26 protein-coding genes and 1 riboswitch are annotated in these 25,476 nt (G+C 61.7%); of the genes, 16 read left to right on the forward strand and 10 right to left on the reverse strand.

From position 1 onward, the window contains the following. Positions 1-42: 42 nt before the first annotated feature. From J2858_RS16255 to J2858_RS16265, 3 genes are all read left to right on the forward strand, one after another. Positions 43-465 carry a hypothetical protein gene (locus J2858_RS16255; RefSeq protein ID WP_210105871.1) on the forward strand — a complete coding sequence of 141 codons (423 nt, stop codon included), beginning with the start codon at positions 43-45 and terminating at the stop codon, positions 463-465. A gap of 116 nt (positions 466-581) precedes the next feature. Further along, positions 582-1,055, forward strand: a complete 474-nt coding sequence (locus tag J2858_RS16260) for a MarR family winged helix-turn-helix transcriptional regulator (RefSeq protein ID WP_210105872.1) — start codon at positions 582-584, stop codon at positions 1,053-1,055. A gap of 26 nt (positions 1,056-1,081) precedes the next feature. After that, entirely contained in the window at positions 1,082-2,257 is a 1,176-nt protein-coding gene (locus J2858_RS16265; RefSeq protein WP_210106048.1) for a multidrug effflux MFS transporter, read from the forward strand. Positions 2,258-2,321: 64 nt separating this feature from the next. On the opposite strand, the gene J2858_RS16270 is transcribed toward J2858_RS16265, so the two are convergent. The 3 genes from J2858_RS16270 to J2858_RS16280 form a co-directional block, all read right to left on the reverse strand. Beyond that, on the reverse strand, positions 2,322-3,545 hold the full coding sequence (locus tag J2858_RS16270) for an argininosuccinate synthase (protein WP_210105873.1): 1,224 nt from the start codon (positions 3,543-3,545) through the stop codon (positions 2,322-2,324). A 111-nt stretch (positions 3,546-3,656) separates the two neighbouring features. Then, a complete protein-coding gene (locus J2858_RS16275) occupies positions 3,657-3,908 on the reverse strand; it encodes a type II toxin-antitoxin system RelE/ParE family toxin (RefSeq protein ID WP_210105874.1) in 252 nt (83 codons plus the stop codon). A 39-nt stretch (positions 3,909-3,947) separates the two neighbouring features. Beyond that, complete coding sequence (locus J2858_RS16280; RefSeq protein ID WP_210105875.1) at positions 3,948-4,193, reverse strand: type II toxin-antitoxin system ParD family antitoxin; 246 nt, start codon at positions 4,191-4,193, stop codon at positions 3,948-3,950. A 94-nt stretch (positions 4,194-4,287) separates the two neighbouring features. Between J2858_RS16280 and J2858_RS16285 the strand changes: the two genes are divergently transcribed. From J2858_RS16285 to J2858_RS16300, 4 genes are all read left to right on the forward strand, one after another. Beyond that, on the forward strand, positions 4,288-5,148 hold the full coding sequence (locus J2858_RS16285; protein ID WP_210105876.1) for an SDR family NAD(P)-dependent oxidoreductase: 861 nt from the start codon (positions 4,288-4,290) through the stop codon (positions 5,146-5,148). A gap of 73 nt (positions 5,149-5,221) precedes the next feature. Further along, positions 5,222-5,863, forward strand: coding sequence for a LysE family translocator (locus J2858_RS16290; protein WP_210105877.1), 642 nt, complete (start codon positions 5,222-5,224; stop codon positions 5,861-5,863). Positions 5,864-6,037: 174 nt separating this feature from the next. Next, positions 6,038-6,505, forward strand: coding sequence for a MarR family winged helix-turn-helix transcriptional regulator (locus J2858_RS16295; protein WP_210105878.1), 468 nt, complete (start codon positions 6,038-6,040; stop codon positions 6,503-6,505). Continuing rightward, the gene (locus J2858_RS16300; protein ID WP_210105879.1) at positions 6,502-8,337 is read left to right on the forward strand and encodes an FUSC family protein; all 1,836 of its coding nucleotides are present in this window, start codon (positions 6,502-6,504) and stop codon (positions 8,335-8,337) included. Before J2858_RS16295 ends, J2858_RS16300 begins: the two co-directional genes overlap by 4 nt. A gap of 24 nt (positions 8,338-8,361) precedes the next feature. Here J2858_RS16300 and rlmN read toward each other — a convergent pair whose 3' ends face one another. From rlmN to J2858_RS16330, 6 genes are all read right to left on the reverse strand, one after another. Then, entirely contained in the window at positions 8,362-9,603 is a 1,242-nt protein-coding gene (gene rlmN, locus J2858_RS16305; RefSeq protein ID WP_210105880.1) for a 23S rRNA (adenine(2503)-C(2))-methyltransferase RlmN, read from the reverse strand. 212 nt (positions 9,604-9,815) lie between these two features. Beyond that, positions 9,816-10,325 carry an invasion associated locus B family protein gene (locus tag J2858_RS16310; protein ID WP_210105881.1) on the reverse strand — a complete coding sequence of 170 codons (510 nt, stop codon included), beginning with the start codon at positions 10,323-10,325 and terminating at the stop codon, positions 9,816-9,818. A gap of 267 nt (positions 10,326-10,592) precedes the next feature. After that, the gene (locus tag J2858_RS16315) at positions 10,593-10,997 is read right to left on the reverse strand and encodes a YkvA family protein (RefSeq protein ID WP_210105882.1); all 405 of its coding nucleotides are present in this window, start codon (positions 10,995-10,997) and stop codon (positions 10,593-10,595) included. 60 nt (positions 10,998-11,057) lie between these two features. Then, positions 11,058-11,366 carry a 4a-hydroxytetrahydrobiopterin dehydratase gene (locus tag J2858_RS16320; protein ID WP_210105883.1) on the reverse strand — a complete coding sequence of 103 codons (309 nt, stop codon included), beginning with the start codon at positions 11,364-11,366 and terminating at the stop codon, positions 11,058-11,060. Positions 11,367-11,375: 9 nt separating this feature from the next. Then, positions 11,376-11,963: an RNA 2',3'-cyclic phosphodiesterase gene (gene thpR, locus J2858_RS16325; RefSeq protein WP_210105884.1), complete on the reverse strand. Its 588-nt coding sequence runs from the start codon at positions 11,961-11,963 to the stop codon at positions 11,376-11,378. A gap of 88 nt (positions 11,964-12,051) precedes the next feature. Continuing rightward, the gene (locus tag J2858_RS16330; RefSeq protein ID WP_210105885.1) at positions 12,052-12,690 is read right to left on the reverse strand and encodes an arylesterase; all 639 of its coding nucleotides are present in this window, start codon (positions 12,688-12,690) and stop codon (positions 12,052-12,054) included. 87 nt (positions 12,691-12,777) lie between these two features. Between J2858_RS16330 and J2858_RS16335 the strand changes: the two genes are divergently transcribed. The 4 genes from J2858_RS16335 (at position 12,778) to J2858_RS16350 (ending at position 17,659) form a co-directional block, all read left to right on the forward strand. Then, a complete protein-coding gene (locus J2858_RS16335; protein ID WP_210105886.1) occupies positions 12,778-13,488 on the forward strand; it encodes an ABC transporter ATP-binding protein in 711 nt (236 codons plus the stop codon). Beyond that, positions 13,485-16,028 (forward strand): ABC transporter permease, encoded by a 2,544-nt coding sequence (locus tag J2858_RS16340; RefSeq protein ID WP_210105887.1) that lies wholly within the window; start codon positions 13,485-13,487, stop codon positions 16,026-16,028. Before J2858_RS16335 ends, J2858_RS16340 begins: the two co-directional genes overlap by 4 nt. A gap of 189 nt (positions 16,029-16,217) precedes the next feature. After that, positions 16,218-16,961 carry a Bax inhibitor-1/YccA family protein gene (locus J2858_RS16345; protein WP_210105888.1) on the forward strand — a complete coding sequence of 248 codons (744 nt, stop codon included), beginning with the start codon at positions 16,218-16,220 and terminating at the stop codon, positions 16,959-16,961. Between the two features lie 140 nt (positions 16,962-17,101). Beyond that, the gene (locus J2858_RS16350; protein ID WP_210105889.1) at positions 17,102-17,659 is read left to right on the forward strand and encodes a GNAT family N-acetyltransferase; all 558 of its coding nucleotides are present in this window, start codon (positions 17,102-17,104) and stop codon (positions 17,657-17,659) included. Between the two features lie 47 nt (positions 17,660-17,706). On the opposite strand, the gene J2858_RS16355 is transcribed toward J2858_RS16350, so the two are convergent. After that, positions 17,707-18,096: a DUF2794 domain-containing protein gene (locus tag J2858_RS16355; protein WP_210105890.1), complete on the reverse strand. Its 390-nt coding sequence runs from the start codon at positions 18,094-18,096 to the stop codon at positions 17,707-17,709. Between the two features lie 361 nt (positions 18,097-18,457). After that, positions 18,458-18,581: riboswitch (TPP riboswitch) on the forward strand. A gap of 87 nt (positions 18,582-18,668) precedes the next feature. Here J2858_RS16355 and thiC point away from each other — a divergent pair. From thiC to ftsY, 5 genes are all read left to right on the forward strand, one after another. Next, positions 18,669-20,480, forward strand: coding sequence for a phosphomethylpyrimidine synthase ThiC (thiC, locus tag J2858_RS16360; protein ID WP_210105891.1), 1,812 nt, complete (start codon positions 18,669-18,671; stop codon positions 20,478-20,480). A 153-nt stretch (positions 20,481-20,633) separates the two neighbouring features. Beyond that, on the forward strand, positions 20,634-21,596 hold the full coding sequence (gene speB, locus J2858_RS16365; RefSeq protein WP_210105892.1) for an agmatinase: 963 nt from the start codon (positions 20,634-20,636) through the stop codon (positions 21,594-21,596). An 86-nt stretch (positions 21,597-21,682) separates the two neighbouring features. After that, entirely contained in the window at positions 21,683-22,585 is a 903-nt protein-coding gene (gene dapF / locus J2858_RS16370; RefSeq protein ID WP_210106049.1) for a diaminopimelate epimerase, read from the forward strand. Next, on the forward strand, positions 22,582-23,856 hold the full coding sequence (gene mtaB / locus J2858_RS16375) for a tRNA (N(6)-L-threonylcarbamoyladenosine(37)-C(2))-methylthiotransferase MtaB (protein ID WP_210105893.1): 1,275 nt from the start codon (positions 22,582-22,584) through the stop codon (positions 23,854-23,856). The genes dapF and mtaB overlap by 4 nt, the downstream gene beginning before the upstream one ends. A 15-nt stretch (positions 23,857-23,871) precedes the next feature. Continuing rightward, positions 23,872-25,437, forward strand: a complete 1,566-nt coding sequence (gene ftsY, locus J2858_RS16380; RefSeq protein ID WP_210105894.1) for a signal recognition particle-docking protein FtsY — start codon at positions 23,872-23,874, stop codon at positions 25,435-25,437. Positions 25,438-25,476 lie beyond the last annotated feature (39 nt).

Below are 25,476 nucleotides of genomic sequence, written 5' to 3' on the forward strand. Positions count from 1 at the left end.
GTTATTTTCTGCAACCATATCCGATGAGCGTGGATAGTGGCCGTGGAAATCACTTCCTTCAACTGGTCCGGGAGCTTGCTTCAACAAGAGCAGGGTTTCAATACCAGACATGAGAAACCGCAGTTCATACCGAGCCCGGAAGCGCAGCGCGTTTTCGATCGCATCGACGTGTCTGCAGGCGCCATCGACTTTTCCGCCATTTCACCGCGTCTTCTGCGTGAACTTGCCCTCCAGAGATATATTTCCGGCGCGATCCAACAGGACGTGTATATCGCCCTTGCCCAGGAACTGCCCGTTCAGGCGGTTGATACCAGCGGCCGCGTGCTGGATCTCTCGGGCGTCACCGACGATACCGAATTCGACTTCCAGGATTATTTCCGCCAGCAGCACGATCTGGCCCAGTCGCTGGGCGACGAGGACAAGGCGCTCACCTTCGCCTCGGTGCTCGACTTCATCGAGGCGTGACGGCGAGGATCCGACAAATCCTCAGCCCGGCCCTTCCACGCCCCGCCAATCCCTCTCTTGGCAGTTGCCTCGCGCGGGAAAGATAGTAAGGGTGCCTTAGCAAGCGGCAGGGCATCATGGATAAAGAAGCGGACATCCACAGACTGGGATTTCTCGTCACCGACGGTGCGCGCCTCCTGCGCGCAGCTTTCGAACGGCGCATTGCCGATGCCGGCCTTGGCATCACGCCCGCCGAAGCGCGCACACTTCTCAACATCCATGCCCTGAAAGATTGCCGGCAACTCGACATCGCCGCCCGCATGGGCATCGAACCGATGACGGTCTGCGCCTTCCTCGACAAGCTGCAGGCGCTTGGCCTCATCGAACGACAGCCGGACCCGGCCGACCGCCGCGCCAAGCGGGTGACGCTGACGCCGTCCTGCGCTCCGCTCATTCTTGCCATCCGCAAGGAGCTGGATAGCGTGATCCTGAAGGCCACAACCGGCATGGGCTCCGACGAGGCATTGCTGCTGTGCCGCCTCTTGGAACGCATGAACGCCAGTTTCCAAGGGGAAACCGCCCCTCTTCCCGAAACCCCGGAATGTCCGTAATGCCAAAGCCTTTCCTCGCCCGCCGCATGAGCGAGGGGCGCACGACCTTTCTCGGCGCGCTTCTGACCACGCTCGGCCCCATCTCGATGGCGATCTATACACCCGCGATGCCGGAACTGGTGCGCGCCTTCGGAACGACGGAAGCGGCGATCAAGCTCAGCCTGTCGATGTTCTTTGCCGGCTTTGCGCTGGCGCAGCTTGTGGCCGGACCATTATCGGATGCGCTGGGCCGCAAGGCGGCAACGCTGATCTTCCTCTCGATCTATCTGATTGGCTCGATGCTGGCCGTGCTTGCGCCGTCCGTGGAGTTCATCCTGGCCGCGCGCCTCGTGCAGGGTATCGGTGCCTCCGTGGGCGTCGTTGTCGGGCGCGCCATTGTCCGCGATCTCTTCGTCGGGGCGGATGCGGCGCGCATCCTCAATACGATCGGCATTTTTCTGGCGGTCGGGCCGGCCATGGGGCCGACGCTTGGCGGCCTGACGCTAGCCGCCTTCAACTGGCATGCGGTGTTTCTGCTGATGGTGGGCTTCGGCGTGCTGGCGGGGCTGTGCACGCTGCTGTTCTTGCGCGAGACCGTCGTGCCGGATCTTCAGCGCCTCCAGCCGGCACGGCTTCTGCGGGCTTACGCGGAAGTTGCCGGCAATCTACAGTTTCTCGCAGCCTGCGTGGTTTTGGCCGGCACCATCGGGGCACTTTATGCGCAGGCCACCATGCTGCCCTTCGTGCTGATCAACAAGGTCGGGCTCTCGCCCACCCAGTTCGGCGTGGGCATGCTGATGCAATCCGGCTTTTATCTTCTGGGCTCGTTGACGCTCAAACTCGTCGTGAAGCGCCTTGGCGGGCCGCGGGCGGCCCTCACCGGCATCAGCCTTTGCGGCACAGGCGGCGTCATCATGGCGCTGTCGGTCGCCTTCGTGCCACCGTTCTTCCTGTCCATCATGGGACCGGTCGCGATCTGCACCTTCGGCCTGGCCTTCCTCACCCCGCATGTGGTGACGGCGAGCATGGCGCCCTTCCCGCATGTCGCAGGCTCCGCCTCGGCGCTCACAGGCTTCATCCAGATGACGGCGGGCTTTCTCGGCGGCCTTGCAGCCGCTGCCATAGGCGACCCATTGACCGCCTTCGGAACGATTATCCCGATCATGGAACTGACAGCCGTTGCCGGTTTCATTGCGCTGCACATGCTGGAACGGCGCGCCTGACGCACGCAAAAAACCCGCCTGCCGGGGGCAGACGGGCTGTCGAAGCTTTTACGAAAAAGGCCTGTTACTTGCCGAGATTGCGCTTGGCGAGCGTGCGCAGGCGCAGCGCGTTCAGCTTGATGAAGCCGGCCGCATCCTTCTGGTCATAGGCGCCCTGATCGTCTTCGAAGGTGACGAGCTGGTCGGAATAGAGCGACTTTGCTGATTCCCGGCCGATGACCATGACATTGCCCTTGTAGAGCTTCAGCGTCACTTCGCCTTCGACATGTTCCTGGCTCTTGTCGATGAGCGCCTGCAGCATTTCGCGCTCCGGCGAGAACCAGAAGCCGTAATAGATGAGTTCTGCATAGCGCGGCATCAGCTCATCCTTCAGGTGGGCAGCACCGCGGTCGAGCGTGATGGATTCGATGGCGCGGTGCGCCGACAACAGGATCGTGCCGCCGGGGGTTTCGTAGACGCCGCGGCTCTTCATGCCGACAAAGCGGTTTTCCACGAGATCGAGGCGGCCGATGCCATTGTCACGGCCATAATTATTCAGTTCGGCAAGCAGCGTGGCCGGGCTCATGCGCACGCCGTTGATCGAGACGGCATCGCCCTTTTCAAAACCGACCTTGATGACGGTGGCCTTGTCGGGAGCCGCTTCCGGAGAAATCGTGCGCATATGCACGTATTCCGGAGCTTCCTGGGACGGATCTTCGAGAACCTTGCCCTCGGACGAGGAGTGCAGAAGGTTGGCGTCGACGGAGAAGGGTGCCTCGCCCTTCTTGTCCTTGGCGACGGGGATCTGGTTCTGCTCGGCAAAGGCCAGAAGATCGGTGCGGCTCTTGAAGGCCCAGTCGCGCCACGGCGCGATGATCTTGATGTCGGGGTTCAGCGCATAGGCCGACAGTTCGAAACGAACCTGGTCATTGCCCTTGCCGGTCGCGCCATGGGCAATCGCATCGGCGCCAGTCTTCTTGGCGATATCGATCAGGTGCTTGGAAATCAGCGGACGGGCAATCGAAGTGCCGAGCAGGTAGACGCCTTCATAAACGGCATTGGCGCGGAACATCGGGAAGACGAAATCGCGCACAAATTCCTCGCGCACGTCCTCGATGAAGATTTCCTTGATGCCGAGCATCTCGGCCTTCTTGCGCGCCGGCTCCAGCTCTTCGCCCTGGCCGAGATCGGCGGTGAAGGTGACGACTTCGGCGCCGAGTTCGGTCTGAAGCCATTTCAGGATGATCGATGTGTCGAGACCGCCGGAATAGGCGAGAACGACTTTCTTCACGTCTTTGGGGAGAGCCATGGCAATGAGTTCCGTCTGGGAGTGCGGGCCGAAAACCCGCCTGAGATCTTGAATGGCGGCACTTTTAGCGAGTTTGCCGCGCGGCGCAAGGGCGGGGCGGTCGCCAAAACGTCAGAGGTTACGGCCGATGTTCATGCGGCGGTGGAGGATGCGGATGATTTCGATCCTGCGCCCACGCTCAACATGAATGATGAAATGGGAACCGCAGGCAAGGCTCAGATACCTGGGCTTTATGCCATTGATGGGTCGACCTTTGCGATCGCCTTTTGCCAGGCTCTCGAAAGCCTCGATCAGATTTCCATAGTAGGCATCGGCTTGCGCTCGGGACCATTTTTTGAATGAGAAACGCCAGATGTCTTCCAAGTCTCTCTCGGCCCTGGGGAGAGACGATAGGTGCGCGCGTCAGGCGCCATATTTGCCGTGCATTCGCTTGAGAAACCGTTCCGGATCAAAAGGCTGCGGCTCGCCCGACGCCTCCCCTTCGTCTATTGCGGCGCGAATGGCGGCAAAGCCTTCCTCCTCCTGCTCGCGCAGCTCAAGGGCTGCGGCAACCACATCGGATTCCGAGGCGTAGTCGCCGGCGCTGACCTTGTGGTCGATGAACTGAGCCAGTTCCTCATCGACGGTAATCGTTGCAACCCTGCCCATGATCGTCCTCATCCTGTGGCGTCGTGTTGACGACATAGGGCCACGATACCATATCCCGCACGACGTTAGAAGAAACGCATCGAGGAGTTCGGCCATGACACTTCAGCACCCCGCACTGGCAAAGGGCCATGTGGCCGTCGTTACCGGCGCGGCTTCCGGCATCGGACTTGCCGCGGCAAAGGCTTTCGCCCGTCTCGGCCTTTGCGTCGTCCTCGTCGATCTCGAAGGCGACCGACTGGCGCAGGCAGCCATTGACGTGGCGGCCGTTTCGGAAAACGGCGAGACCGACGTCGTGGCCATCGGCGCCGATGTCGCACGCCTCGACGAGCTGGAAGCACTGGAGCGGGCCGTCATCCAGCGTTTCGGGCGCGTGCATGTGCTGATGAACAATGCCGGCATCCAGCCCGGCAGCGCGCTCTTCGGCCCGCAGGCCAACTGGGACAGCGTGTTTGCCGTCAACCTGATGGGCGTCATCAACGGCACGCGCACCTTTGGCCCGGGCATGGTGGCGCACCGCGATCCGGCTCTCATCATCAATACCGGCTCCAAGCAGGGCATCACCACGCCGCCCGGCGATCCGGCCTACAATGTCGCAAAGTCCGGCGTCAAAGCCTTCACCGAGGCGCTGCAGCACGAGTTGCGCAACACAGAGGGCGCGAATGCGACCGCCCATCTGCTGATCCCGGGCTTTGTCTATACCGGCCTCACCGCCAATGGCCGCACCGAAAAGCCGGCCGCCGCCTGGACGCCGGAGCAGACCGTCGACTTCATGCTGGAAAGCCTTTCGCGCGGGGATTTCTACATTCTGTGCCCCGACAACGACGTGGACCGGGCGCTCGACGAAAAGCGCATCGCCTGGGCCGCCGGCGACATCATCGAGAACCGCCCGCCGCTGTCGCGCTGGCACAAGGATTATGCCGAGGCCTTCAAGGCGCATGTCGAACGGGGCCAATGATTGGCAAGCACCGCGAAGCCGGGTAAGGAGGAAAGATCCGCCTTACCCTGCTTTCTCGCTCTTCGGTGCATTCATGGACTTCATTCCGAGCCTTGCCGTCCTTCTTGCCTTCAGCATCGCCATCCTGGCGCTCGCCTTAACGCCTGGCCCGGACATGACGCTGTGGATCAGCCGCTCGCTGCGCGATGGGCGCGCAACCGCGCTCATGGTGCTTGCCGGCACGAGTTTCGGCATTGCCATTCACACGATGCTGGTGGCCTTTGGCATTTCGGCGCTGATCGTTGCCTCCCCCACCGCCTTTACGATGCTGAAGACGGGCGGTGCCGCTTATCTGCTCTGGCTCGCCGTGCAGGCCATCCGCCATGGCTCCAATTTCGTGGTGAAGGCCGATGGCGAGGCGCAGGCTTCCCGCGCCGGCGCTTTTGTCAACGGGCTCTGGGTGAACCTGCTCAATCCGAAGGTCATCATCTTCTTCATGACCTTCCTGCCGCAGTTCGTCACGGCGGACGATCCGCATGTGACCGGCAAGCTGATGTTTCTCGGCCTCTGGTCGATCATTCTGTCGCTGCCGATCGGCATCGGCATCATCTATGGCGCAGGCATTCTGTCGGGCTGGCTGCAGAACAACAGGAAGGTGCTGCGTGGCATTGATTACAGCTTTGCCGGCATCTTTTCGATCTTCGCGGTCAAGATCCTGATGACGCAGTCCCGCTGAACTGCTCCTCCCGTTAAGGCATCCGTGCTCGATATTCGATGCCAACTGGGGCGACTGTCTGTGACGAACCCTAAATTCAAGGATTTCGCGCAAGGCTGACAATGCTGCTTTCTGCATAGCTCCGCTGCGTCCGCGGCTCTTCAAATTCATATAGTTTCTATTCAAACTATTTTGATGGAAACTAATTCTGATAACCTGCGCTTCCGCTTCGGGGCGGAACTCGTGGTGATCGCGCGCCGGTGGCGACAGTTTATCGACCAGCATCTGGCGGCCAGTGGGCTCACCGATGCAAGCTGGACGCCGCTCATTTACATGGCGCACAATGGCGATGGTCTTCTCCAGAAGGATCTGGCAGCCCTCTCCGGTCTCGATGTGTCCAGCATCGTCCGCCTTGTCGATATCCTTGCAGCGAGAGGTCTCGTGGAGCGCCGTGCGGACGAGACGGACAGAAGGGCGCGCAGGCTCTACCTCACAGAGCTGGGGCGCCAGAAAACCCGCGAAATCCAGCAGCAATTGCATCACATCGAAGCAGCCATGCTGCAGGACGTGTCGGATGCCGAAATCAGATCTGCCCTTTCCTTGATAGCAAGGATCGAAGCCAGACTATCCGATCTCAAAAGGCCCTCAGAGGACGACGCATGACGCTGAATGTTGAAACCCTCCTGTCCGGGTTTGATCGGCAGAGGCTGTTGTTCTGTGGGCGCACCGCGATTGCGGGTTGCCTTGCAATGCTTGTCGCGTTTGCGCTCGGCCTGCACCATCCGCAATGGGCGGCCATGACCATCTGGGTCGTCGCGCAGCCGACACGCGGCCTGTGGCTGGAAAAAAGCCTGTCCCGCATCGCCGGCACCCTGATTGGAGCGGGTATCGGCACCTTGATGGTGATTTTCCTGTCATCCAATCCGCCCCTGCTGCTGGTCTGTCTTGCCCTCTGGATCGGCTTCTGCGCCACGACCGGCAACCTTCTGCGCGGACCGCTCTCCTATGTGACATTGCTCGCGGGCTATTCGGCGGCCATGATTGCCATGCTGGATCATGACAATCCGAACCTGGTCCTTGGATTGGCGCAGGACCGCATCCTGACCATCCTCATCGGCGCTGCGACTTCGACGCTGACAGGTCTGCTCTTCACGCCGAAGAGCGCGGAAAGCAATTTACATCATCGTATTCGGCAGATGGTCGAACGGGTCACCGCACATGTCATGGATCATGCATCCAATGTCATGAAGCGGGAGGAGAGGGCCGCCATTCTGTCGGAGCTCGCAGCAATCGACGAAAGTCTTGAGGTTCAACTGGCAGGAAAGATCGGCATGGCGGCCAAAATGCGCGCTGTCCGGTCGGTGCTTGCCGCAGCCATGGATCTCCTGCTCAATGCGCCTGAAGACACACACCGTGACAGCGATGAACCCTCACAGGGGCCTGAGGCACTGGCCTGCTCCTCCCAGTCAGATCTCGCCCGAAGAATGGCAAGCCTGCAGACCGCCTGGCAGGGGCTTGAGCAGGCGGGAGAACTGGAGGCGCAGCGCATTCCCTCCCTCCATTTGCACAGAGACTGGATCGGCGCTCGCCAGGCGGGGCTGCGTGCAGCGCTTTCGGTTCTGGGCGTGGGCGCCATCTGGCTTTTGACCGATCTCGCCATCGGCCCTTTCATGGTCATGGGCACCGCCATCATGACCAGCTTGTTTTCAACCTTCGACCATCCCGCGCGCATCATGCGCTTCGGCATTGTCGGCACCCTGGCCGGAGCAAGTGTCGCGACAGTCGTTCGCCTCTATGCCATGCCCCTGGCCGAAAGCGAACTGGCCATGGTTCTGATGGTGATGCCGGTCATCCTCATCGGAGCCCTGGTGATGAGCCATCGCAAGTCCATGTTTGTCGGAATGGATTTCAACATGGTCTCGCTCCTGCTGCTGGGCCCGGCCTTCCCGACCCATCTTCAGCCGGCCGAGGCCGTAGCACAGGCCATGTCGGTCGTCGTGGGGCCGGTTGTCGCGCTCCTCGCATTCACCTATGCCTTCCCCGTGCATCCGCAGGGCCGCATGCGATTGATCATTCGCATGATCGTGCACGACTTGCAGAATATGGCCGACACCGGGACGCTTGCCCCCCACCGCGTGGAGATCTGGCGGGCACGGCTCTATCACCGCATCCTGCGCCTTATTCGATGGTCCGAGAAAAGCGGCGGCACGACGGTCGATGCGGCAGAAGGCGGACTTCTAGCCCTTCGGCTCGGCGAAGCCGTCGCCAATGCCCAAAGTCTGGTGTCAAACGATAATACGCCAGCGTCCCTGAAGCAGGCCGGAAGGACGTTCCTGAAGAGCCTGGCAAAGTTGCAGGAGCAGCCCGGCCGCACGGCAACGGCCCTTGAACACTTCGAAAAGCAGCTTTCGGTCAACGGGCTGAGCGGCAGCCGATCGCTTGCGGGAACGGCCTCCCGCCTGTCTTCCAGTGAAGCATTCTTCCGTCAGGCGTGAGGCCACCTGCCTCGGCGCCTGATATCAGTCGTCTTCGCCGTGGCCGGCGATCATCATCGCCTCGAAGGCCAGACGCTCGGTCTTGCGCATGCGCTCCGATTCCGACTTCAGCTGGCCGCAGGCAGCCAGAATATCGCGACCGCGCGGGGTGCGGATCGGAGAGGCATAGCCGGCCTGATTGATGAAATCAGCGAATTTCTCGATCGTTGCCCAGTCGGAACACTGGTAATTCGTGCCCGGCCACGGGTTGAACGGGATGAGGTTGATTTTTGCCGGCACGCCCTTCAACAGCTTGATCAGGGCCTTGGCATCTTCCAGGCTGTCGTTGACGTCCTTCAGCATCACATATTCGAAGGTGATGCGGCGCGCATTGGACAGGCCCGGATAATTCCGGCAGGCCTCGATCAGATCCTTGAGCGGATATTTCTTGTTGATCGGCACCAGCATGTCGCGCAATTCGTCGCGCACCGCATGCAGCGAAATCGCCAGCATCACACCGATCTCGTCGCCGGTGCGGAAAATTTCCGGCACGACGCCGGAGGTGGAGAGCGTCACGCGGCGCTTGGACAGCGACAGGCCGTCGCCGTCGGTTGCAATCAGCAGCGCCGTCTTGACGTTTTCGAAATTATAGAGCGGCTCGCCCATCCCCATCATAACGATATTGGTGACCTTGCGGTCGCCGGTCGGAACGAATGCGCCGGGGGGCGTATCAGCGCCGGGAAAATCGCCCAGCCGGTCGCGCGCCAGAAGCAGCTGCGCCAGAATTTCTTCCGACGTCAGGTTGCGCACCAGGCGCTGCGTGCCGGTGTGGCAGAAGGAACAGGTGAGCGAACAGCCGACCTGGCTCGAGATGCAGAGCGTGCCGCGGCCTTCTTCGGGAATGTAGACGGTTTCGATTTCCACCGGCCGGCCGGCGCCACGGGGCGGAAAGCGCAAGAGCCACTTGCGGGTGCCGTCATTGGACACCTGCTCCTCGACGATTTCGGGCCGGGCGATGGTGAAATGCCGCTTCAGCATTTCGCGCATGTCTTTGGCCACATTGGTCATGGCATCGAAATCGGAGACGCCGCGAATGTAGAGCCAGTGCCAGAGCTGGCTCACGCGCATGCGCACCTGCTTTTCCGGAACACCCTTTTCCACGAGGGCCTTGCCCATTTCCTCGCGGGTGAGCCCGATCAGCGAGGGCTTTTCGGACGCCATGTCCGGGCGTGCCACGAGGGGCTTCTTGACGCTATCCGCCATGACGATGGCTTCGGAAACCGACATGCTCTTGATCCCATTCAAACGGCTGCGCCTCTCGGCGCATCAGCACCGGGTCAGCCCCCGTCTTCTCATCGGTGAAATGCGTTCGGCGGCCTCATAAGGAATGAACCGGGCCGTCTGTTGCGCGTGCCTTTACCATCAAAAGGCAGCGCCGTCACCCCTCATGCAAAAAGCCGGCGCTGTGGCCGGCTTTATCGCATCCTGTGCCAAGACACTTACTTGCAGGTTTCGATCTTCTTCAGAGCCTGCGAGATGCCCGCCAGCGAATAGGAATAGCTGGTGGCCGTGCCGCGCAGCGAGGTGGCCTTGACCGTCATGCTGGAGCCGGTCTTCATGGCCGCCACAAGCGCCGGCTCTTCGGCGGCGTTTTCCACCCAGGCGGCCTTGTCCTTGACGAACAGGACGAAATTCTTCTTGTCGATGGTGACGTTCACCTTCGAATCGGCCTTCAGCGTGTAGCCCATCATCGCCTGCGGCTCGTAGGAGATGTTCTGGCCGGGACGCTGCGAGATGATGAAGAAGACATCGCCGTGATCGACGCTGGCCGGTTCCTTGGTGGTGGGCACGGACAGCACATAGCAGACGGTGCTATTGCCGGACTTGTAGGAATAGGCGCCCCAGTTCTTGAACTGCTCGATCCGGGTCGGGGCGGGTGCCTGCGCGGACGCAAACGCTGCGCTGGCGAGCAGAAGGGTCGACGCGATGGCGATCTGTCTTACAAACATTGTGTCCTGCCAGTTTTCTCATTCAACGGCCGACCGGGCGGCAAATGGCCGGGCTTGGTCGAGATCCGTTCGACTTTGACTTAATTTCGGTTACCAAATCGTCAACAGGGAATGCATAGGTGTTTTGAAGAGGCCTGCCGACCGAAAAACGCAGGCTGCGCCGTTTCAGGCAGCAGGGCCTGGCCCCGGCTCCACAGTCTGGACCGTCAATGAACCGAGAATTCGGGCAAGAGTTTGGCCGGTTTGGAAGAACACTCCGCCGCGCCGTCACCCGGCGGCAGGCTCGGCTCCGGCGCTGCCGAGATCCTGATTGGAAAGTGCGCGATCGGCCGCCTCGTAATGGCTGTCATCGATATAGGCCTGAACCATGCGGAAGGCAGCCGCCAGAACCGCCACATCGTCGGTAAAGCCGACCATCAGAAACATGTCGGGCACGATGTCGATCGGAAGCACGAAATAGCCAAGCGCTGCCAGAAGCACGCCGCGCACCCGAAGCGGCGTCTTGGGGTCCATCGCACAATAATAAGCTGCCACCAGGTCGCGGCTGAAGGGCACATAACGGATGGCGCGTTTCAGCGTCGGCCAGAATTTCGCACGAACGCGCTTTTCCTGCTTTGCCTGGGTTTCTTCATCGCCCGGCGCAAGAATTTCTCCGATCTTGACGTCGTCCATGACGGCCTTCCTCTCGATTGCGAACCCCGGTGATATGGGTCCGGCCCACGTCGAGTTCAATCAGGGCGCCGTCAGATGCTGGGCCGCCCTGTCGAACATCCGCGCCAGCTTGAAGTCGCGCTCGGTCAGGCCACCGCTGTCATGGGTGGTCAGACGCACGGACACCGCTGCATAGACATTTTTCCATTCGGGATGATGATCGAGCTTTTCCGCACAGAGCGCGCACTGCGTCATGAAGCCGAAAGCCTCGCAGAAATTGCGGAAGGTGAACTCCTTCAAGATGGCGTCTCCATAGGGCGCCAGCAGCCATCCCTCCAGTGTCGAGAGACCGGCGGCAACAGCCGCCGCATCCAGCTTTTCATCGCGCATCGCAAAGCCTCAGAACAGCGTCTTTTCCGCCTGGTAATCATGGGCCGCGTAGGAGGACAGGCTTTCCTGGAGCGGAAATATTTCTTCCGTCAGGTAAGGCCCGCCGCCGACCGATTCCTTCGACGACATCAGCACGAACCGGCCGACCATGAAGGGCGCGGTGTAGAAGTTGCCGCGGCCGGAAAGGTAATGCACCACGTCCTCCACCCGTGCGGAGCGCAGGCGGGCAAGCGTCACATGGGGCATGAATTTGCGCGGATCCGGCGGCAGACCGATCCTCTGGCAGATCCGCTCGATCTCGCCTTGCAGCGCGTTCAGTTCCGGCGAGGCAGAGACGCCAGCCCAGACCGAATGCGGTTTCTTCGAGCCGAAGGAGCCTATCCCGTTGAGGCTGATCTGGAATTCCTCCCGATCGACCCGGTCCAGGCGGTTGACGATCTCGTCGGCGGTTCGCCCGTCGACATCGCCGATAAATCGCAGCGTGATGTGATAATTCTCGACATCGATCCAGCGTGCACCCGGCAAGCCCCCCCGCAAGAGGGAGAGGCTCATGGCAGCATTGCGCGGGATTTCGAGGGCGGTGAAAAGTCTCGGCATAGCGAACCTCCTCGAATCTCTTAAGCGACATCCGTAGCGGACCACGCAAATGTCATCCGCGCAAGCACTGATTTTTGCTATGCAACATTCATTGGACCGTCGTGATCCCCAACAGAAACGCTTCCACCGCCTTCAGAGAACGATCCACCATGACCTGGACGCCCTTGGCGTTCGGATGCATGCCGTCCTCCAGTTGCAGCCCCGGCGTTGCCACTACCCCATCGAGGAAGAACGGGTAAAGCGGGACGCCGTGCTTTTCCGAAAGGCGCGTATAGATGCCGTTATAGCGTTCGCCGTAACTGCCGCCCATGTTGGGCGGCGCAATCATGCCCGCGAGCAGCACGGGAATGTTGCGCGCTTTGAGCCGAGTGATGATGGCGTCGAGATTCTTTTCCGTCTCCGCCGGCGCAATGCCGCGCAGGGCATCATTGGCACCCAGTTCAAGGATCACGCCATCGGTGCCGTCCGGCACCGACCAGTCGACGCGCGACAGGCCGGCGGCCGTGGTATCACCGGACACCCCGGCATTGGCGATTGCCACGTCATGGCCGCGCGCCTTCAAGGCCTTTTCCAGGAGCGCCGTATAGGACTGCGTCGGCGGCAACTGATAGCCCGCCATCAGGCTGTCCCCGAAGCCGACAAGCTGAAGCGTCTTTGCCTGCGCGGAACCGGCAAGGGTGAGACCTGCAATGACAATCACGTGAAGCAGTGCCGCTTTGAATTTCATGGGGCCATCCCTAGATTGTGCTGGTCCGCCGCAGTGCGGCAAACGTATCTGTAACGTCGATGTTCTGCCAATATAGGGTGCTTTGCCGTGACTGAAACCATCATCACCCTGAAGAAGGCGGATCTGACGCTTGGAAATGCCGCCGCCTCCGTGCATGTGCTGAAGGGGATCGATCTTGAGATCCGGCGAGGTGAAGCGGTCGGCATCGTCGGTCCGTCCGGCTCCGGCAAGTCGACGCTCCTGATGGTTCTGGCCGGGCTCGAGCGTCTGGACAGCGGCGAGATCATCATCCGCGACACGCCGCTTCATGCCCTTGGCGAAGATGCACTGGCCGATTTTCGCGGCCGCAATATCGGCATCGTCTTCCAGTCCTTTCACCTGATTGCCAATATGACGGCATTGGAGAACGTCGCCGTGCCGCTGGAACTGGCGAACGTGAAGAACGCCTTCGACATTGCCCGTGCCGAACTGACGTCGGTCGGCCTTGGCGAACGCCTGTCGCATTATCCGGGCCAACTGTCCGGCGGCGAGCAGCAGCGCGTGGCGATTGCCCGGGCGCTCGCCCCTTCTCCCGCCGTGCTGATTGCCGACGAGCCGACCGGCAATCTCGACACGGAAACCGGGCGGCAGATCGCCGATCTCCTGTTTGCCAAGCAGGCCGAGCGCGGCATGACGCTGCTGCTGGTGACGCATGACAATGCGCTTGCCGCCCGCTGCACCCGGCAGATCCGCGTCCGCTCCGGCGAGATCGCCGCCGACAGTGTAAGATCCGCTGCAGCTGCGGCGGCCTTTGCATGAAGACGACGTTTCCCCGCATCGCGATTGCCCTGAAGCTTGCGCTGCGCGAACTGCGCGGCGGCCTCTCCGGCTTCTACATCTTCCTTGCCTGCATTGCGCTTGGCACCGGCGCCATTGCCGCCGTCAATTCCGTCTCCCGCGCCATTACCGGCGCGATTGCCACGCAGGGGCAGGCGCTGCTCGCCGGCGATATCCGCTTTGAACTCAACAACCGGGAAGCAACGCCGGACGAAAAGGCGTTCCTAGACAGCCTCGGACAGGTCGCCGTCTCAACTGGTCTGCGCTCGATGGCACGGTTGCCCGACGGGTCAGAGCAGGCGCTGGTCGAGGCAAAGGCGGTGGATGGCGCCTATCCGCTCTACGGCACGGTGGTCACGGAGCCTGCGCGGCCCTTGAGCGAGCTTCTCGGCGAGCAGGCCCAGGCTTACGGCGGCGTTGCGGCGCCCCTGCTTCTGGAGCGCATGGGCCTGAAGATCGGCGACGAGATTTTGCTCGGCAATGCGCGCATTCGCCTGACGGCGACTCTCTCGAGCGAGCCGGATGCCCTCTCGGAAGGGTTTGGCTTTGCGCCGCGCCTGCTGCTCAGCCGCGAGGCGCTTGCCGCTTCCGGCCTGATCCAGACCGGAAGCCTTGTCGAACATGCCTACAAGATCAAGCTGCATAATCCAGGCCAAAGGGCGAGCCTTGGTGCCATTGCCAACAAGCAATTTCCCTCTGCCGGCTGGTCCATCCGCACCGCCGATCGGGCCGCACCCTCGCTCACCGAAAATGTCGATCGCTTCTCGCAGTTTCTCACGCTGGTGGGCCTGACCGCGCTCATCGTCGGCGGGGTCGGCGTTGCAAATGCGGTGCGCGCCTTCCTCGATTCCAAGCGCACCACCATTGCCACCTTCAAATGCCTCGGCGCACCGGCCTTCGTGGTGACGCTGATCTATCTGTTCCAGATCCTGCTGATCGGCGGCGTCGGCATCGCCATCGGACTGCTGATCGGTGCGGTCGCGCCGTTCATCGCCCTGGGCTTCCTGCGCGATCTCCTGCCCGTACCGTCAGAAACCGCCTTTTATCCGGCCGCGCTCGGGCTTGCGGCGCTGTTTGGCCTTCTCACCACCTTTGCCTTTGCCGTGCTGCCGCTTGGCCATGCCCGCGAAGTGCCGGCAACGGCTCTGTTTCGCGAACAGGGCTTTGACCAGAGCGGGCTTCCGTCCTGGCCCTATCTTGCTGCGGCAGGTCTTGCGCTTGCGGGCCTTGCCGGGCTTGCCATCTTCTCGGCCGATGACCGGTTCATTGCCGTGGTCTTTCTGGGCGCCGTCGCGGTGGCCTTCGTTCTTCTGCGGATCGTCGCCAGCGCCATCGCCGCCCTCGCCCGACGCAGCCCGCGCGTCAACTCCCCGGCACTGAGGCTTGCCATCGGCAATATCCACCGCCCCGGCGCACTGACGCCCTCGGTCGTTCTCTCGCTGGGCCTTGGCCTTGCCCTTCTGGTCACGCTTGCGCTGATCGACGGCAACCTGCGCCGGCAGCTCTCCGGCACGATGATGCAGCAGGCGCCGAACTTCTTTTTTGTGGATATCCAGGGCAGCGAGCGCGAAGGCTTCGTTAACATTCTGAAGCAGCAGGCACCGCAAGGCGAGATTACCCAGGTGCCGATGCTGCGCGGACGCATCCTCTCCTTCAACGGACAGGATGTCAGCCAGATGAACGTGCCGCCGGGCGGACGCTGGGTGCTGCGCGGCGACCGTGGCATCACCTATGACGAGACGCTGCCGGCCAACGCGACGATCACGCAAGGAGAATGGTGGCCGGAAAACTATAGCGGCGAACCGCTCGTGTCCTTTTCAGCCGAAGAGGCCGGCGAACTTGGCCTGAAGATCGGCGATACGGTCACCGTCAACGTGCTTGGCCGCAACATCACCGCACGCATCGCCAATTTCCGCCAGATCGAATGGCGCTCTCTGTCGATCAATTTCGTCATGGTGTTTTCGCCCAACACGTTCCGAGGCGCGCCGCATGCCTGGCTTGCGACGCTGACCGACCAGAGCGCCACGCCGGCAAAAGAGGGGGCGATCCTGCGCGCGGTCACCAATGCCTATCCGACCATCACCAGCGTTCGGGTGAAGGATGCGCTCGACATTGCCGAGCAGCTGATGGGACAGCTTGCCACCGCCATTCGTGCAGCCGCAGCGGTCGCGCTTGTGGCCTCGGTGCTGGTTCTCGCCGGCGCACTTGCCTCCGGCAACCGGGCGCGCACCCACGACGCCGTGATCCTGAAGACGCTTGGCGGCACACGGCGCATGCTGATGCGCGCCTTTGCTTACGAGTACATGATCCTGGGTTTTGCCACGGCCGTCTTTGCCCTCTCAGCCGGCTCAGGTGCTGCCTGGTTCGTGGTCTCCCGCATCATGAAGCTGCCGGCAACCTTCCTGCCCGACGTGGCGGTGATCACACTCATTGCAGCCCTGGTGCTGACGGTCGGCATCGGTCTTGCCGGGACGTGGCGAATCCTCGGCCAGAAGGCGGCTCCCGTGCTGCGCGAGCTTTGAGGTTGCCGAGGGAAAGGCCGCCCTCACCTGCGGATTAAATTTTTGTCACCTCGCCGAATCCGGCGGCAGGCACTTGAACGAAAAGACATCTGTCCGCATATTCGTGACAGGCTTGCTGAGCTTCGCAGCGGCGCAGAGATGGATACCATCCGGACACCGTAGCAACACCGAAGCTTTAAGAGGACGAATATGTCTGACTACAACTTCCAGAACCGCGCTGCCCAGGCACGTGCCGGTTCGGCTGAACTGATCGACCAAGGCCTTCGCACCTATATGCTGAAGGTCTACAACCTGATGGCGCTGGGCCTGGTGATTACCGGTCTTGCCTCGTTCGGCACATGGCAGCTTGCCGTGGAGAACGGGCATCTGACGGCCTTTGGCACCGCGGTCTATGCCAGCCCGCTGCGCTGGGTTGTGATGCTGGCTCCGATCGGAATGGTTTTCTTCCTGAGCTACCGCATCAACAGAATGAGCGTTTCGGCCGCGCAGACCGCCTTCTGGGTCTATGCCGGCCTGATGGGCCTGTCGCTCTCCTCGATCTTCCTGGTCTATACAGGCCAGAGCATCGTGCAGACCTTCTTCGTGACGGCTGCCTCGTTTGGTGCCCTGTCGCTCTACGGCTACACCACGAAGCGTGACCTGACGGCCATGGGCTCGTTCATGATCATGGGTCTCTTCGGCCTGATCATCGCCTCTGTCGTCAACATCTTCCTGGCCTCGTCGGCCCTTGCCTTTGCGGTGTCAATTCTCGGCGTGCTGATCTTTGCAGGCCTGACCGCCTATGACACGCAGAAGATCAAGGAAATGTATTTCGACGGCGACGATGCAGCCGTGATGGGCCGCAAGGCGATCATGGGCGCCCTGACGCTCTACCTCGACTTCATCAACCTCTTCATGTTCCTGCTGCAGTTCCTGGGCAACCGCAACAACTAAGCAGTCGGACAGGCAGATGTTCGAAAGGCGGCCTTCGCGGGCCGCCTTTTTTTGTGGTGACAGAGCCGTGATCGACATCTTGCAAGGCTTTTCCACGCGTCCTACTGTCGGCGTATCAGACTTGGAACGGCAGTATTTTCATGACCTTGCGCCTGCGCGACGCCACCCTTTCCGACATTTCGACCATCACTGCCATCTACCGCGACAGCGTGCTGAACGGGACGGCAAGCTATGAGCTTGTAGCGCCGGATGAGGCGGAGATGCGCGCCCGCTTCGAGGCCATCACCGCCAAGGGATATCCCTATATTGCCGCAGAAGACGAGGATGGCAGCCTTCTCGGCTATGCCTATGCCTCCGCCTTTCGCACACGGCCCGCCTATCGCTGGCTGGTGGAGGATTCGATCTATCTGGCGCCGGAAGCACGCGGCCGCGGCATCGGCAAGGCGCTGCTGGCCGAGCTCATCACACGCACGACAGCGCTTGGCTTTCGCCAGATGGTGGCCGTGATCGGCGGCGCAAGTCCCGCATCTGCGGGCCTTCATGCGGCACTCGCCTTTCGCATGGTCGGCACGATGCAAGGCACCGGCTACAAGCACGGCACATGGCTGGACACGATCTTCATGCAAAGGGAACTCGGCGCCGGCACGTCTACCGACCCGGATCTCGACACCTATCCGGGCACGCTGTTTGCTGGCTGAGAACAATCGCTCTCAGCCTTCCTGCCGCCCGCCGGTCAAAGGGCGCGTCAATCGACGAGCTTCAACACCTTGTCGAACACTTTCAGCACCTGCGGCAATTCATGACCCCGCTTCAGGATCATGCCATGGGTGTTGAGAACGCTGAACGCGCCCTGCTTTGCGGCCAGCTTGGGGTTCTTCTCGATGCGGTAGAGCGGCATTTCGCCGGACCGCTTGAAGATCGAAAACACCGCCTTGTCCTTCAGGTGATCGATCGCATAATCCTTCCACTCGCCTTCGCCGACCATGCGGCCATAGATGCGCAGGATCGCATCCAGCTCGCGCCGGTGGAAGGTGATGGGGATCGGGTCACTGTTCTGGCGGTACTGGCTCAGTTCGACGACCACGGCCCCTTCTGGGGGACGGTCGCGCCCGAATACGTCTGGCTGATCGGTCATCAATGCTCCCAACGCCATGTAACACTCACATGACAGTGTGCCTCAGCCGGAGAAAAAATCAACCCGACGGCACCCGCAAAAGGCAGAGGCACCTTCATACGCCGCTGCCCTGACAATTCTCTTCTTCTGCCCGATTTCGAACAAAACCCTGCCGGAATTGGCGATCAGGTTCACGCTCGACAGTTGGCGCGTTCGCGCCATATTGGCCCGGCTGGATGTGTTGACCTTACCCCCAGCCCCCCAACATCTTCGGCCGGGCCTCCCCTCTCCCAGACAGACGATCCGAGTGTGAAGCTTCGGGGGCAGGTCCGGAAGCTGCGGCTTTCCATTGACATCCGGCACCTCTTTGCCGACACTCCCTCGCATTCACCAGGGGGGTCCCGCCAAGGGGCTGAGATACTGCTGGGCTTTTTAAAAAGCAGCGCAGTGACCCGTTGAACCTGATCCAGTTCATACTGGCGTAGGGACGGTGCGCGCTGCAGATGCCAGAAATCCTGTCTCTCAGGATCGCGGCAGGCGTTTCTCCATCTTTCCGGCTGAAATGACTGGGTCTCCAACCTTGGAGCCTCACGATGAACATTGCCCGACCTTTTCCCACCCCCGAAGTCACCACCGGGCCGCTGCCGGCCTCGACCAAAATCCATCTGCCGGGAGACCTCTATCCCGGCCTTCGCGTGCCGCTGCGCCAGATTACGCTTCACCCGACAGCCGGCGAGCCGCCGGTGAACGTCTATGATGCCTCCGGGCCCTATACCGATCCCTCCGTCACCATCACCATCGATACCGGTCTTGCGAGGCCCCGGCAGGAATGGCTGAGAGCGCGCGGCGATGTCGAGGAGTACCTGGGCCGCGCGGTGACTGCGGCCGACAATGGTTTCGTCAGCGGCGACAGGCTGACGCCGGAATTTCCGGTGCGTCACGCCCCCTTGCGGGCGCGCGACGGCAAGGCCGTGACGCAACTGGCCTATGCCCGCGCGGGCATCATCACGCCGGAAATGGAATATGTCGCGATCCGTGAGAACATCGGTCGCAAGTCTGCAAGCGAGGCTTTGGTGCGCGATGGCGGAAGCTTTGGCGCCCATATTCCAGACCATGTCACGCCGGAATTCGTGCGTGCCGAAGTGGCAGCGGGTCGCGCGATCATTCCCGCCAATATCAACCACCCGGAACTGGAGCCGATGGTCATCGGGCGCAATTTCCTCGTCAAGATCAATGCCAATATCGGCAATTCCGCTGTCACCTCGTCCATGGCGGAAGAGGTGGACAAGATGGTCTGGGCCATCCGCTGGGGCGCCGATACGGTGATGGACCTGTCGACCGGGCGCAACATCCACAACATCCGAGACTGGATCATCCGCAATGCGCCCGTGCCGATCGGCACCGTGCCGCTCTATCAGGCGCTGGAAAAGGTCGGCGGCATTGCCGAAGATCTCAGCTGGGAAGTCTATCGCGATACGCTGATCGAACAGGCCGAACAGGGCGTCGATTATTTCACCATCCATGCCGGCGTGCGGCTTTCCTATATCCATCTTACCGTCAACCGCGTCACCGGCATCGTCTCGCGCGGCGGCTCGATCATGGCCAAGTGGTGCCTGCACCATCACAAGGAAAGCTTTCTTTACGAGCATTTCGACGAGATCTGCGACATCGCCCGCGCCTATGACGTGTCGTTTTCGCTGGGCGATGGGCTGCGCCCGGGCTCGATTGCCGATGCCAATGATGCCGCACAATTTGCCGAACTGGAAACGCTCGGCGAGCTGACAAAAATCGCCTGGAATAAGGACTGCCAGGTGATGATCGAAGGCCCCGGCCATGTGCCGATGCACAAGATCAAGGAAAACATGGACAAGCAGCTGAAAACCTGCAGCGAGGCCCCCTTCTATACGCTGGGTCCCCTCACCACGGATATTGCGCCGGGTTACGATCACATCACGTCTGCCATCGGGGCCGCGATGATCGGCTGGTTCGGCACCGCCATGCTGTGTTACGTCACGCCGAAGGAGCATCTCGGCCTTCCCGACCGCAATGACGTGAAGGTCGGCGTTATCACCTACAAGATCGCCGCCCATGCCGCCGATCTCGCCAAGGGGCATCCGGCCGCACAATTGCGCGACGATGCGCTGTCACGCGCCCGCTTCGAATTTCGCTGGGAGGACCAGTTCAACCTCTCGCTCGATCCGGCAACGGCACGCTCCATGCACGACGAGACCCTGCCGAAAGAGGCGCACAAAGTGGCGCATTTCTGCTCCATGTGCGGCCCGAAATTCTGCTCGATGCGGATCTCCCACGATATCCGCGCCGAGGCGCAGAAGGAGGGGCTGGAGGCGATGGCGGCAAAATATCGCGAAGGCGGCGATCTCTACATGCCTGTTGTTGCCGACTAGCGGTCCGTTGCCCGGGCGGCGCGGCGCCTGTGCTTGGACACGGCAGACAGCATATGTCGCGTTGCAGCATTTACAGCCGCCTCCGCCTCTGCTCCATTGAAGGCGGGCAATCTTTCGCCCGCCTTCATCCTTCCCGCATTGGAGCCGTCCCCCGTGAGTGCGCAATTTCACCAACCTGTCGATGCCGCCGAAGTGCCGCGTTTTGCCGGCCACTCCACCTTCATGCGCCTGCCGGCGGTCACCTCTGCGGATGGTCTCGATATTGCGCTGGTCGGTATTCCCTGGGATGGCGGCACGACGAACCGGGCGGGCGCCCGCCATGGGCCGCGCGAGGTGCGCAACCAGTCGAGCCTCATTCGCCGCGTCCATCACGTCTCCGGCGTCGAACCCTTTTCCATCGCCAATGTCGCCGATGTCGGTGATGTCTCGGTGAACCCCATCGACCTCATGGATGGTCTGACCCGCATCGAAGCCGGTATTGCCGCCATTGTTGCCGCCGGCGCGCTACCGCTTGCCGTCGGTGGCGATCACCTGACAACGCTGCCGGTGCTGCGGGCGGTCGCCAAAAACCGTCCGGTCGGCCTCATCCATTTCGATGCCCATACCGATACCAATGACAGCTATTTCGGTGGCAATCGCTACACCCACGGCACGCCCTTCCGCCGCGCCATCGAGGAAGGGTTGCTCGACCCGAAACGCATGGTGCAGATCGGTATTCGCGGCTCGATCTACGATACGACAGACCATGACTGGGCGAAAAGCCAGGGCATCCGCATCATCTACATGGAGGAATTCGTCGAGCGTGGCGCGGTCTCCGTGATGGAAGAAGCGCGTGCCATTGCCGGCACCGGTCCGACCTATGTCACCTTCGACATCGACAGCATCGACCCCTCGATGGCGCCAGGCACCGGCACGCCTGAGATCGGCGGCTTTTCCACCCGCGAGGCGCAGGCGCTGGTGCGTTTGCTGGCCGGTGTCGATATCGTCGGCGCCGATGTGGTGGAGGTCGCGCCGCCCTTCGATCTGGCCGGCATGACGGCGCTTGCCGGCGCAAACATCCTGTTTGAACTGCTCTGCGTGATGGCGCCCTGCATCGAGCGGCGGCGCGGTGGCTAGCGGATCGCGCCCGCCTCTTTAAATCAGGGCGTTTTTCCGCCATATAGGCCGAAAGCGGCGCAAAGATGCGCCGGATGGGTGACGTCATGGATAACACGGTCGAATTTGCAAAGATGAACGGGCTTGGCAACAAGATCCTCGTTGTGGATATGCGCGGCCGCAAAGATCACGTCACCCCGCAGGCGGCCATTGCGCTTGCCGCCGATGCCGAGACGGGTTTTGACCAGATCATGGCGATCCATGATCCAAAACTGTCCGGCACCGATGCCTATATCGATATCCTCAATTGCGATGGCACGAGGGCCCAGGCCTGCGGCAATGGCACGCGCTGCGTGGTGCAGGCGCTGTCTGCCGAAAGCGGGCGCAAGGCTTTTACCTTCCAGACGGTTGCCGGCATCCTCAATGCGCATGAGCATGCCGATGGCACGATTTCCGTCGACATGGGAAAGCCGGTCTTTGAATGGGACAAGATCCCGCTGTCGGAAGAGTTTTTCGACACCAGCCGGATTGAATTGCAGATCGGGCCGATCGATGCACCCGTGCTGCATTCGCCCGCGGCGATGTCGATGGGAAACCCACATGCGGTGTTCTGGGTCGATCGGGACCCGATGACGTTTGATCTCGACCGGTTCGGGCCGCTGCTCGAAAACCATCCGATGTTTCCGGAAAAGGCCAATATCACGCTGGCGCAGGTGATTTCGCCGACGCAGATGGTGACCCGCACCTGGGAACGCGGCGCCGGGTTGACGCTGGCCTGCGGTTCGGCCGCTTGCGCTGCCGGCGTATCCGCCGCGCGCACCGGGCGCACGGAGCGTACAGTGTCCATCACAGTTGCCTCCAGCCCCAATCGCGGCACGCTGACCATTGAATGGCGGGGTGACGATCATGTGGTGATGACCGGGCCCGCGGAATGGGAGTGGTCGGGGCATCTTGATCCTGTCACCGGCCGTTTCACGCGCGATGCGGAGCCTGAGGCGGGCATCCGGTGAGCGGCGTCGAGGTCATCACCTTCGGCTGCCGGCTGAACACATACGAATCCGAGGTCATGCGCGCCGAGGCCGAAAAGGCCGGGCTGAACAATGCCGTGCTGGTCAACACCTGCGCCGTGACGGGAGAGGCCGTGCGCCAGGCGCGCCAGGCCATTCGCCGCGCACGCCGCGAAAACCCCCATGCCCGCATCATTGTGACCGGCTGTGCCGCCCAGACGGAGGCCGCGACATTCAGCGCCATGCCGGAAGTGGATGCGGTTCTCGGCAACGAGGAAAAGCTGAAAAGCGCGTCCTATCGAGGGTTGCCGGATTTCGGTGTGTCAGCGGAAGAAAAGCTGCGCGTCAACGATATCATGAGCGTGAAGGCCACTGCACCGCAGATGGTGAAGCACATCGATGGCCATGTCCGGGCATTCATCCAGGTGCAGAACGGCTGCGATCACCGTTGCACCTTCTGCATCATTCCCTATGGTCGCGGCAATTCCCGCTCGGTGCCGATGGGCGCAGTGGTCGATCAGGCCCGAAAACTGGTGGAATCCGGTTACCGGGAAATCGTTCTCACCGGCGTCGATGCCACAAGTTTTGGCGCCGACCTTCCGGGCACGCCGACGCTTGGGCTTCTGGCCAAAACCCTGTTGAAGCAGGTGCCGGAGATTTTGCGCCTGCGGCTGTCTTCCATCGACAGTATCGAAGCGGACGATCATCTGCTCGATCTGATTGCCGATGAGCCGCGTTTCATGCCGCATCTGCATCTGTCGCTGCAGCATGGCGATGACATGATCCTGAAGCGCATGAAGCGTCGGCATTCCAGCGACGACGCGCTGGCCTTCATCGAGAAGGTCCGGGGCCTGCGGCCGCAGATGGCGTTTGGTGCCGACATGATCGCCGGTTTTCCGACGGAAACCGAAGACATGTTCGAGAATGCCGTTCGCCATGCGAGAGAATGCGGCCTGTCCTTCCTGCACGTCTTCCCCTATAGCCCGCGCCCCGGCACGCCGGCTGCCCGTATGCCGCAACTGGACCGGGCGCTGGTGAAGGAACGGGCCGCCCGGCTTCGCGTTACCGGAGACGCGCTTCACCTTGCGCATCTCGACCGGATGGTTGGAACCCGCCAGAGCATCCTTGTGGAGATGAACGGTTTCGCCCATACCGAGAACTTCTCCGTCGTTGCCGCGCCAAACCTTCACCCACGGGATCTGGTAGAGGTGGAGTTGACAGGCCATAACGGCAAACACTTGAACATGCAGCTTGCCGCCGCCCGCGCGGCGTGACGAAACGGATTTTTCATGGCGCTCGGCTTCATCAAAAAGGTTTTTACCTTCGGCAAGGACAAGGCGCCGGCGCAAGACAAGGCGGCCGAGGGCTTAGCCAATGAGACTTTGACGCTCGAGGAGCAGGCTGCCCTTCAGACCGCAACCGAACCGCATTCCCGCGCCGAAGACCTTTCCGTCTCCCCGGTCGATCCGGTGGCCGGGGTGGAGATGGACACCGCAGGCGGTCCGGCCGGTGATGACCTTGGCGAAGAGGAAGAAGCGCCGCTTTTGCCGGCTGCCGATCTGCTTCCGGGTGAGATGGGCATGGTGCCGCTGTCTTTGCTGCAGGCGGAAGCCGAGGCGGAGGGCCTGGAGCGTGGCGACACCACCCCCTCTGCCCTGCCGGGCATCTCCCCCACAAGGGGGGAGATCGATTTGGGGCTAGCGCCGCGTCCCCTGTCAGACGCTGAAACCCCTGCCATCGATTCGAAATTGAATGCAGGCCTCGACGATGCCTCCGTGATCTCCCCCCTTGTGGGGGAGATGCCCGGCAGGGCAGAGGGGGTCGGCGTCACGGCAGATACGTCAGCCAATGATGTCCCGCCCGCCGACATCATCCTGCCCAAGGGCTTTGCCACACGCGTCGAGGAAGCCCCGGCGGAAATCGTCGCGCGCCCGAAACTCACCTGGTTCCAGCGCCTGCGCGAGGGCCTTTCGCGCACCTCCTCCCAGCTGACGGGCCAGATCACCGCCCTCTTCACCAAGCGCAAGCTGGACGAGGCGACGCTGGAAGAGCTGGAAGACCTGCTGATCCAGGCCGATCTTGGCGTGGAAACCGCGATGCGCATTGCCGATACGCTGTCATCCGAACGTTATGGCAAGGATGTGAGCGGCGAGGATGTCTCGCGCATCATGGCCACGGAAATCACCAAGGTCCTGAAGCCGGTGGCAAAGCCGCTGGCGCTCGATCTCAGCCACAAGCCGCATGTCATTCTGGTCGTCGGCGTCAACGGCACCGGCAAGACGACGACCATCGGCAAGCTCGCCGCAAAGCTGTCCGGCTCCGGCCTGAAGGTGATGCTGGCAGCCGGCGACACGTTCCGCGCTGCGGCCATCGAGCAGCTGAAGATCTGGGCAGACCGGACGAAATCCGAATTCATCGGCACCAAGCTCGGCGCCGATGCGGCAGGCCTTGCCTATGATGCCTTCGAGCAGGCGCGCCAGAAGAAATGCGACGTGCTGATCATCGATACCGCCGGACGCCTGCAGAACAAGGCGGAGCTGATGGCGGAACTCGAAAAGATTGTGCGCGTGCTCGGCAAGCTCGATCCCGATGCACCGCACACCGTCCTGCAGACGCTGGACGCCACCACCGGCCAGAACGCCATGAACCAGGTGGAAATCTTTCGCAATGTCGCCGGCGTCAGCGGCCTGATCATGACCAAGCTCGACGGCACCGCGCGCGGCGGCATCCTTGTCGCCATTGCCGCCAAGCACAAGCTGCCGGTCTATTTCATCGGGGTTGGCGAAGGCGTCGATGATCTGGAGCCCTTCGAGGCCGAAGACTTTGCCAGCGCCATTGCCGGCCTGACGCATTGATGACACAGAAACCAGATTTGCATCGCCCAAGTCCCACAA

Source organism: Neorhizobium galegae (assembly GCF_017877135.1).
GTDB classification, from domain to species: domain Bacteria; phylum Pseudomonadota; class Alphaproteobacteria; order Rhizobiales; family Rhizobiaceae; genus Neorhizobium; species Neorhizobium galegae_A.